The sequence below is a fragment of the Actinosynnema sp. genome, assembly GCF_052038725.1.
Genome location: NZ_JBQGCX010001432.1, coordinates 1 through 8,143, shown reverse-complemented (window position 1 = coordinate 8,143; position 8,143 = coordinate 1). Strand labels below are relative to the sequence as shown.

General features: G+C 78.1%; 7 protein-coding genes and 1 pseudogene. 2 read left to right on the top strand and 6 right to left on the bottom strand.

The features are described from left to right. Window positions 1-2,534 (top strand): SbcC/MukB-like Walker B domain-containing protein (locus tag ACTUAL_RS30290; protein ID WP_440902631.1); only part of this gene is annotated, 2,534 nt, incomplete at its 5' end. Window positions 2,535-2,577: 43 nt separating this feature from the next. Here ACTUAL_RS30290 and ACTUAL_RS30285 read toward each other — a convergent pair. Next, a complete protein-coding gene (locus ACTUAL_RS30285) occupies window positions 2,578-2,880 on the bottom strand; it encodes an amidohydrolase family protein (RefSeq protein WP_440902630.1) in 303 nt (100 codons plus the stop codon). Next, window positions 2,769-3,503 (bottom strand): hypothetical protein, encoded by a 735-nt coding sequence (locus ACTUAL_RS30280; RefSeq protein WP_440902629.1) that lies wholly within the window; start codon window positions 3,501-3,503, stop codon window positions 2,769-2,771. The genes ACTUAL_RS30285 and ACTUAL_RS30280 overlap by 112 nt, the downstream gene beginning before the upstream one ends. Between ACTUAL_RS30280 and ACTUAL_RS30275 the strand changes: the two genes are divergently transcribed. Then, window positions 3,447-4,106: a TetR/AcrR family transcriptional regulator C-terminal ligand-binding domain-containing protein gene (locus ACTUAL_RS30275; protein ID WP_440902628.1), complete on the top strand. Its 660-nt coding sequence runs from the start codon at window positions 3,447-3,449 to the stop codon at window positions 4,104-4,106. The two genes, ACTUAL_RS30280 and ACTUAL_RS30275, sit on opposite strands and share 57 nt — an antisense overlap. On the opposite strand, the gene ACTUAL_RS30270 is transcribed toward ACTUAL_RS30275, so the two are convergent. The 4 genes and pseudogenes from ACTUAL_RS30270 to ACTUAL_RS30255 form a co-directional block, all read right to left on the bottom strand. Then, on the bottom strand, window positions 4,103-5,413 hold the full coding sequence (locus tag ACTUAL_RS30270; protein ID WP_440902627.1) for an ROK family protein: 1,311 nt from the start codon (window positions 5,411-5,413) through the stop codon (window positions 4,103-4,105). The two genes, ACTUAL_RS30275 and ACTUAL_RS30270, sit on opposite strands and share 4 nt — an antisense overlap. A gap of 230 nt (window positions 5,414-5,643) precedes the next feature. Then, on the bottom strand, window positions 5,644-6,603 hold the full coding sequence (nudC, locus tag ACTUAL_RS30265; RefSeq protein ID WP_096491598.1) for an NAD(+) diphosphatase: 960 nt from the start codon (window positions 6,601-6,603) through the stop codon (window positions 5,644-5,646). Further along, the gene (locus ACTUAL_RS30260) at window positions 6,600-7,988 is read right to left on the bottom strand and encodes a M16 family metallopeptidase (protein WP_440902626.1); all 1,389 of its coding nucleotides are present in this window, start codon (window positions 7,986-7,988) and stop codon (window positions 6,600-6,602) included. Before ACTUAL_RS30260 ends, nudC begins: the two co-directional genes overlap by 4 nt. Beyond that, window positions 7,985-8,143: pseudogene (locus ACTUAL_RS30255) on the bottom strand (insulinase family protein); the annotation flags it as partial. The gene ACTUAL_RS30260 and the pseudogene ACTUAL_RS30255, both read right to left, overlap by 4 nt.

The window sequence follows — 8,143 nt, the reverse complement described above, 5'->3', positions numbered from 1 at the left end:
GGCTGGACGCGGTGGCCGCGTGGCGGGACGCCGAGCCGTTCGCCGGGGTCGCGCTGCGGCTGCCGGAGGCGGTGGACCCGGCACGGGCCCGCGCGCTGGCGGCGAAGGCCCGTGACGGGGCGAGGCCGCGGGTGTCGGCGGCGCGCGAGGGCGAGCGCGGCGCGGCGGACAGGGTGGCCGGGCTGCGGGCGTCGATCGACGAGCGGGACGCGGAGCTGACCGGGCTGCGGGGCGGGTCGGAGCGCGCGCCCGACGCCGCGCGGTTCACCGGCGGCGCGCGGGACGTGGGCGCCGGGGCGCCGTTCTACCGGCTGGTCGACTTCAGGGCCGGGGTGGACGAGGCGGAGCGGGCCGGGCTGGAGGCGTCGCTGGAGGCGTCCGGGCTGCTGGACGCCTGGGTGCCCGGCGACCCCGCGCTCGCGGCGGTGGGCGGGGCGCGCGGCGAGGTGTTCGCGGTGCCGGGCGAGGCGGTGGTCGGGGCGTCGCTGGCCGACGTGCTGGAGCCCGCCGTCGAGCCGGGGTCGCCGGTGTCGGCGGAGCTGGTCGGGGCGCTGCTGGCCTCGGTGTCGCTGGCCTCGGGATCACTGGCCTCGGGGTCGCTGGCCTCGCCGGGTTCCGGCGCTTCCGGGGCGGTCTCGGCGGACGTCGACGGCGGGTGGCGGGCCGGGGTGCTCGTTGGCCGGTGGGGCAAGCCCGCCGCCGAGTTCATCGGCGCGGGCGCGCGGGAGGGCGCGCGGCGGCGGCGGATCGCCGAGCTGGAGGAGCGGCTGGCGGGCCTGCGCGAGGAGCTGGGCGCGGCCGAGGCCGAGGCGGTGGCGGCGCGCGAGCAGGTGCGGCGGTGGGAGTCGCACCTGGAGCGGTTCCCCGCCGACCGCGACCTGGTGGCCAGGCACGGCCGGGTGCAGGCCGCGCAGGAGGGCGCCGAGCGGGCCGGGCGCCGGGTCGGCGAGCTGGAGGAGGAGCTGGGCCGGGCGCGGGCGCGGGACGCGGCGGCGCGGGCCGAGGTGGTGCAGGAGGCTGCGGCGGCCGGGCTGGTCGCCGAGACCGAGGCGCTGCGGCAGGCGCAGCAGGCGGCCTCCGACGCGCAGCGCACCGCCGACCGGCTCGGGGACGTGCTGCGCAGGCAGTGCGGCGGGACGCTGGCGGACCTCGCGGACGCGGCGCACCGGTACCGGGCGGCCGAGCAGGACCGGGTGGCGGCCGAGCAGGACGCCGAGGAGCGGTGCTCGGACTACGCGGCCCAGGCGGCGACGCTGACCGAGCTGGCGGGCGCGGTGGGCGGTGAGGCGCGCGAGGTCGCCGACCAGCTCGCCGCGCTGGAGGCCGGGCGGCGCACGACCCGCGAGGACCTGCGGGAGATGCGGGAGCAGGTCGCGGAGGCGCGGGAGAGGGCGGCGAAGCTGGAGGCCCAGCTGGACGCGTCCGCCGAGCAGCTGGCCGGGGCGCGGGAGGGCGCGGGGCGGGCCGAGGAGCAGTTCCTGGCGGCCGTGCGCGCGCCGGGCGTGCTCGTGGCGGCACTGCCGGAGGCCGGGCCCGAGTGGGAGCCCGCGCGGGTCAGGGAGGCGCTGGCCGGGATCGACCGGCGGGGTGCGGGCGAGGCCACGGTGATCACGAAGTTGCAGGCGTTGCAGACCTCGCTGGCCGGGAGCCACGACATCGCCGCCGAGCAGCACGCCGGGCTGCTGACGGTGACGGTGACCGGCGAGGAGGGCGCGCGGCCGGTGGCGCTGGCGGCGCGGCAGGTGACGGCGAGGCTGGCCGAGCAGCGCGGGTTCCTGGACGAGCGGTACCAGACGATCTTCGCGGACTACCTGATCCGGGACCTGGCGGAGTGGCTGCGCGGGCAGGTCGCGGTGGCCGAGGACCTGTGCAGGCGGATGAACGAGGTGCTCGGGAAGGCGCGGTCCAGCCAGGGCGTGCACGTGAAGCTGGCGTGGAAGCCGTCGGCCGCGCTGGACGAGGGCACGCGGGACGCGCTGGCGCTGGTGCGGCTGCCCTACGCGGAGCGCGACCCGGAGCAGGACGCGACGCTGCGGCGGGTGTTCACCGAGCGGATCGAGCAGGAGCGGGACGCGCACAGCGGCAGCTACGCCGAGGTGCTGTCGCGGGCGCTGGACTACCGGACCTGGCACCAGTTCACGGTGACCGTGGCCGACACCGGCCCGGACGGCGGGCCTCGGGAGCGGCGGCTGCGGCAGCTGTCGTCGGGCGAGACGCGGCTGATCTCGTACGTGACGCTGTTCGCGGCGGGGGCGGCGTTCTACGACGCGGTGAGCGGGGAGTTCTCGCCGCTGCGGCTGGTGCTGCTGGACGAGGCGTTCGAGCGGCTGGACGACCCGACCATCGCGCGGATGCTGGGGCTGCTGGTGGACCTGGACATGGACTGGGTGATCACCTGGCCGTCGGGGTGGGGCGTGTCGGACAAGATCCCGAGGATGCACATCTACGACGTGCTGCGGCCCAAGAACGGGCGCGGGGTGGCCTGCACGCAGACCACCTGGGACGGGGCCGGGCTGGACCGGGTCGACCCGTAGGCGGGCCGGGGGTGGCCGGGTCCCGGCCGCCCCCCGGCGCTCGTCACGCCGCGGCGTGCTCGACCCCGGCGCACCACACGCGGGTGATCGCGCGGGCGCCCGTGACGTCGGCGGGCGGGTCGCCGTCGACCAGCACCAGGTCGGCGCGCAGGCCGGGCCGGACCGCGCCCAGGTCGGGCAGCCCCAGCAGCTCGGCGGGACGCGCGGTGGCGGCGTCGAGCGCCTCGGCCGGCGTCAGGCCCGCCGCCACCAGCGGCTCCAGCTCGTGGTGCAGCGACGGGCCGTGCTCGGGGCCGAACGGGACGGCGGGCCGGTCGTTCGCGTCGGTGCCCGCCAGCAGCGGCACGCCCGCGCGGTGCAGCGCGCCCGCGCTCGCCAGGGTCCCCGCGGACGTCCGCTGCGCGCCTCCTCCACCATCGTCAGCGTCGGCGCCACGACCCGGCCCGCCTGCGCCGCGACCGGGGCCGGGCCGGGGGGCGCGCCCGGCGGCAGGTGGGTGAGCACGTCCCCGCCCGCCTCGGCGGCGACGACGGCGGCGTGGTCGGCGGTGTGGGCCACGACTAGCAGGCCGCGCGCGTGGGCGGCGGCGACCAGCGCCGCGACCGCGGGGACCGGCACGAGGTCGCCCTCCAGGACGACCTTCAGGTGGTCCGCGCCCTCGGCCAGGCGCGCGGCCACGAAGGCGTCGGCGTCGGCCGGGCCCGCCACCTCGGCGTCCGGCGGGAAGCCGGGGACGCGGGTGCGGTGGCCGCCGGGGGTGGCTGCGGGGACGCCCGCCGTGCGGGTCTCGGGCTGGCCGGGGAGCGACCGGAGGGCGTCCACGGCGGTGATCGGGAACGCGGCCACGTCCAGCGCGGTGGTGGCGCCGTGGTCGCGCAGGGCGGTCAGCTGGGCCTCGGTGGTGACGTGGACGTGCGCGTCGACCAGGCCGGGCAGCAGGACCGCGCCCCGCGCGTCGACCACGCGCACGCGGGTGATGGCGGTGCGCACGAAGCCTCCAAGCCCCGGCGCAGGGGTGACGCGCTCACCGGGGCCATCTGCCTCGCGCCCCTGGAGGAGCTGGCCCGCACCGGGCTGGAACCGCTGGCCTTCGACCGGATCGCGGCCGTCGCGGGCGCGGGCGAGGCCTCGCTCTACCGCCGGTGGGCGACCCCGGCGGAGCCGGTGCCTGCCGCGCTGACCGATCCGCTCACCGGGTTCGGCGAGCCGACCCCAGAGCCGGCTGCGGGAACGCTGCGCGGGGACCTGGTGGAGCTGCTCACCGGGCTGGCGCGCGTGCTGGAGCAGCCGCACGGCCGGGCGCTCCGGCCGCTGGTCGCCCAGCGGGAGCGGCGCCCCGAGCTGCACGCGCGGGTCGTGGCGCTGGTCTGGAGCCGAGGCCTCGGCTGCTGCTGCGCGCGGCGGAGCGGGGCGAGGCGGACCCGGCGGCGGTCACGCCAGGGGTGGCGGCGGTGGGGCCGAGGCTGGTGCTCACCGAGCACGACCACCGGGGACCGGTGTCCGCCGCCGAGGCGGGGGGCGATCGTCGACGAGGTGCTGCTCCCGCTGGCCGCGCCCCGGAAGCGCGCCTAGCGGGCCGCCGCCCGGCCGACGGGCGGCGCGCTCGCGGCCACCCCGCCGCTCGCCAGGAAGTCCGCCACCGGCAGGGTCGCCGCGCCCAGCGCCACCGACTCCGCGCCCAGCTCCCCCAGCACCACCTCGACCTGCTCGAACGAGCGGCGCAGGGCGTGCGCGCCCGCCTCGGCCCGGATCTCGGCCAGGAACCGCTCGCCCAGCAGCAGCCCGGCCCAGCCGCCCACGACCACGCGGGTCGGGTTCAGCAGGTTGACCAGGTTGCCGATGCCCAGGCCCGCGTAGCGGACCGCCTCGGCCAGGACCCGCTCGGCCTCCGGGGTGCGGGCGGCCAGCAGGGAGCGGAAGGCCCGCTCCTGGTCCTCGGCCACGGTGTCCCCGGCCACGGTGTCCCCGGCGTTGTCCTCGTCGGCGGTGTCCCCGACGGTGCCCCCGGCGGTGCCCCCGGCGGTGCCCCCGTCCACGTTGTCCCCGTCCGCGTTCAGCGCGAGCGCCCGGTGGCGGTCCACCAGCGACCCGGCGCCCAGGTACGCCTCCAGGCAGCCGTGGGCGCCGCACCGGCACCGCGCGCCGTCCAGCGCCACGGTCGTGTGCCCCCACTCCCCCGCGCCGCCGAACGCGCCCCGGTACGGCGCGCCCGCCACCACGACGCTGGCGCCCACGCCGGAGCCGATCAGCGCCACCACCACGGTGGGCGCGCCCCGGCCCGCGCCGAACCACGCCTCGGCCTGGCCGAGGGTGTTGGCCCCGTTGTCCAGGTGCAGCGGCACGTCCAGCCCGGCCCGGAGCAGGCGCTCCAGCGGGGCGCCGTGCCAGCCGATGGTCTGGGCGTGCACCACCCCGCCGTCCACGGAGCCGGGCACGCCGACGCCCACGCCCAGGACCGGGCCGGGCGCGCCCGCGTCGTCCAGCACCCGGCGGACGCCGCGCAGGACGCAGGCGGCCACGGCCTCGGGGGTCAGCGGGCGGGGCGCGGGCAGCTCGATGCCCGCCAGGCGCTCCAGGGTGAGGTCGAACGCCTCCACCAGCACGTGCGTCTCGCCCACGTCCACGCCGACGACGACGCCGCGCGCCGGGTCGACCCGCAGCAGCACGCGGGGGCGACCGCCGTCGGACTCGACCTGGCCCGCCTCGACCACGGTGCCCTCGCCGATCAGCTCGCCCACGACGGTGCTCACGGAGGCCTGGCTCAGGCCGGTGAGGGTGGCGATCTCCTGCCTGCTGCGCGGTCGGTCGAAGTACAGGGTGCGCAGGACCCGCGCCCGGTTGCCCGCGCGCAGGTCGCGCACGGTCAACTTGCGTTGCACGGCTGGCCCCTTTCGGCAGTGGGCAGAACGGTACCGGCAACCGCGCCGCCCCCACGCCACCAGCGTTGTGGTCCACACCCACGTGCCCGATTTCCCGCGAGCGGTCGGGCGCACCCCCGACAATGCCGAAGCCGCCCCGCCCCACCGGGGACGGGACGGCTTCCGGGCAGTGCACCGGCCGGGCGCGCGCCGCCCGCGACGAGCGCGGCGGAGCGCGTCCGGGAGCGCGGTCAGCCGCCTGCCGCCACCCAGGACTGGATCATCCGGTAGGCGATCGACGCGCCGGGCGCGAGCAGCAGGTCCGGGACGCTGCCCGGCTCGGCCAGCGCCTTCGCCACGACCGACCGCTCGACCCACTTGGCCTCGGCGATCTCCCCGTCGGCGGGCGCCAGCGGCGTGCCGGGGTCGGCCACCGCGTGGAAGGCCACCATCAGCGACCTCGGGAACGGCCACGGCTGGCTGCCCAGGTAGCGGATGTCGGACACCCGCACCCCGACCTCCTCCAGCACCTCGCGGCCCACGCAGGACTCCAGCGACTCGCCGGCCTCGACGAACCCGGCGAGCACCGAGTACCGCCCCTCCGGCCAGCCCTCGCCGCGCGCCAGCAGCACCCGGTCCGCGCCGTCGTGCACCAGGCAGATCACCGCGGCGTCGGTGCGCGGGTACTCCTCGCGCCCGCACGCCGAGCACTCCCGCGCCCAACCGGCCTTGACCGACCCGGTGGCGCCGCCGCACACCGCGCAGAACCGCGCGGAGCGGTGCCAGTGGAACAGCGCCACCGCCGAGGTGAACAGGCCCGCGCCGGTGTCGTCCAGCAGGGCGCCCACGGCGCGCAGGTCGAGCCACTCGGGCTCCTCGCCCAGCTCGCCGCCGAACCAGGACCGCCCGCGCGTGGCGGGCGCCGAGACGTCGGTCTCGTCGTCGGCCAGCGGCACCGCCCAGTGCGGGACGCCCTCCTCCTCGCCGAGGAAGACCGCGTCGTCCGGCGGGGTGTCGCCGAACTCCGGGGCGGGCCGCCGCACCAGCAGCTTCCCGCGCCCGCCGACCTGGGCCCGCCCCTTGCGGTCGATCACGAGCACCTTCGCCTGCGGCCACCCGGCGCGCAGCCGCTCGGCGTCGCCGCGCAGCGGCTCCGACCGGTCGACCGTGAACCGGGACAGCGAGGGCAGCTCGACCAGCTCGAACGTCACGGGAGGACGACCCCTCCCAGCGCGCGCAGCTTGGGGGCGAGCAGCTCGGCGTCGCCGACGACGACGCCGGTGAACGAGCCGGGGCTGAAGAAGTCCAGCGCCGCCTGCGCGACCTGCTCGGTGGTGACGGCCGCCAACCGCTCCGGGTGGCTCGCGAACCACTCGATGTCCAGGTCCATGCCCGCGAGGTTCACCAGGAACGACGCGAGGCCGCCCTGCGAGGAGGTGGCGGTGAGCAGCGAGCCGACGGCGTACCGGCGGGCGGTGTCGACCTCCTCGTCGGTCGGCGGCACCATGCCGAGCTTGGCCAGCTCGTAGCGGGTCTCCATGAGCGCGGCGGCGGTGACCTCGCTGGCGGTGTCCGCGTCGACCAGCAGCGTCGCGCCGCCGGGGGTGAACTCCGGGTGCGAGCGGGCGCTGTAGGTGTAGCCCTTGTCCTCGCGGATGTTCTCCACCAGCCGGGAGGAGAAGAACCCGCCGAAGACCAGGTTGGCCAGCTGGAACGCCGGGTAGCGCTCGTCGGTGCGGGTGAGGCCGCGCCCGGCGAGCCGGATCTGCGACTGCACGGCGCCCGGCCGGTGCACGAACTTCACGTCGCCGCCCACGACCTCGGGCAGCGGGCGCAGCCGCACGGCCTCGCCGTCGCCGGTCCAGCCGGACAGGGCCTGCGCCACGGCGGCCACGGCGGCCTCCGGGTCCAGGTCGCCGACCAGCACGAGCGCGGAGCCGCGCGGCAGGACGGCGCGGGCGTGCAGCTCGCGGACCTGCTCGGGGGTGACCGCCTCGACCTCGGCGACTTCGGGCATCTCCTTGGCGAACGGGTGGTCGCCGTACAGGTGCGTCTGCAGCGCCTCGCGGGCGATCACGTTCGGCTGGGAGCGGGCGAGCCGGATGCGCTCGACCAGGCGGGCGCGCTCGCGGGCCACCTCCTCCTCGGGGTGGGTGGCCCCGGTGAGCACGTCGGCCAGCACGTCCAGGACCGTGTCCAGGCCGGAGACCAGGGCGTTGCCGCTGATCGCGAGCCGCTCCGGGTCGACGACGGCGTCCAGCTCGCCGCCGACCAGGGCCAGCTCGGTGTCCACGTCGAGCCTGCCGCGCCGGGCGGTGCCGGTGAGCAGCGTGTTCGCCAGCACCTCGGCGACGGCGCAGTGGGTCGAGCCGACCGCGCTGTCGGCCGGGTCGGCGAACGGCACGCGCAGGCGCAGCTCGACCACGGGCACCGAGGCGCGGCGCACGGCGATCACGCGCAGGCCGCTGGGCAGCGTGGTGTCGGCGCTGGCGAGGTCGGCGGCGGCCCGGTGCTCGCCCAGCTCCGGCAGCGGCCTCGGGCCGCGCTCGGTGCGGCCGATCTCCTCGGCGCTGCGGTGGGACGTCGGGGCGCTCACTCGGAACCTCCAGCGGCGGGCTTGACGGTCAGGACGGCGCGCGAGTCGGCTCGCAGCGCCTTGGCGGCGGCGGCGACCTGGTCCGCGGTGACCGCGGCCAGCTTGCCGGGCAGTTCGTACAGCAGCTCGGCGCGCCCGAACAGCAGCTCGGAGGC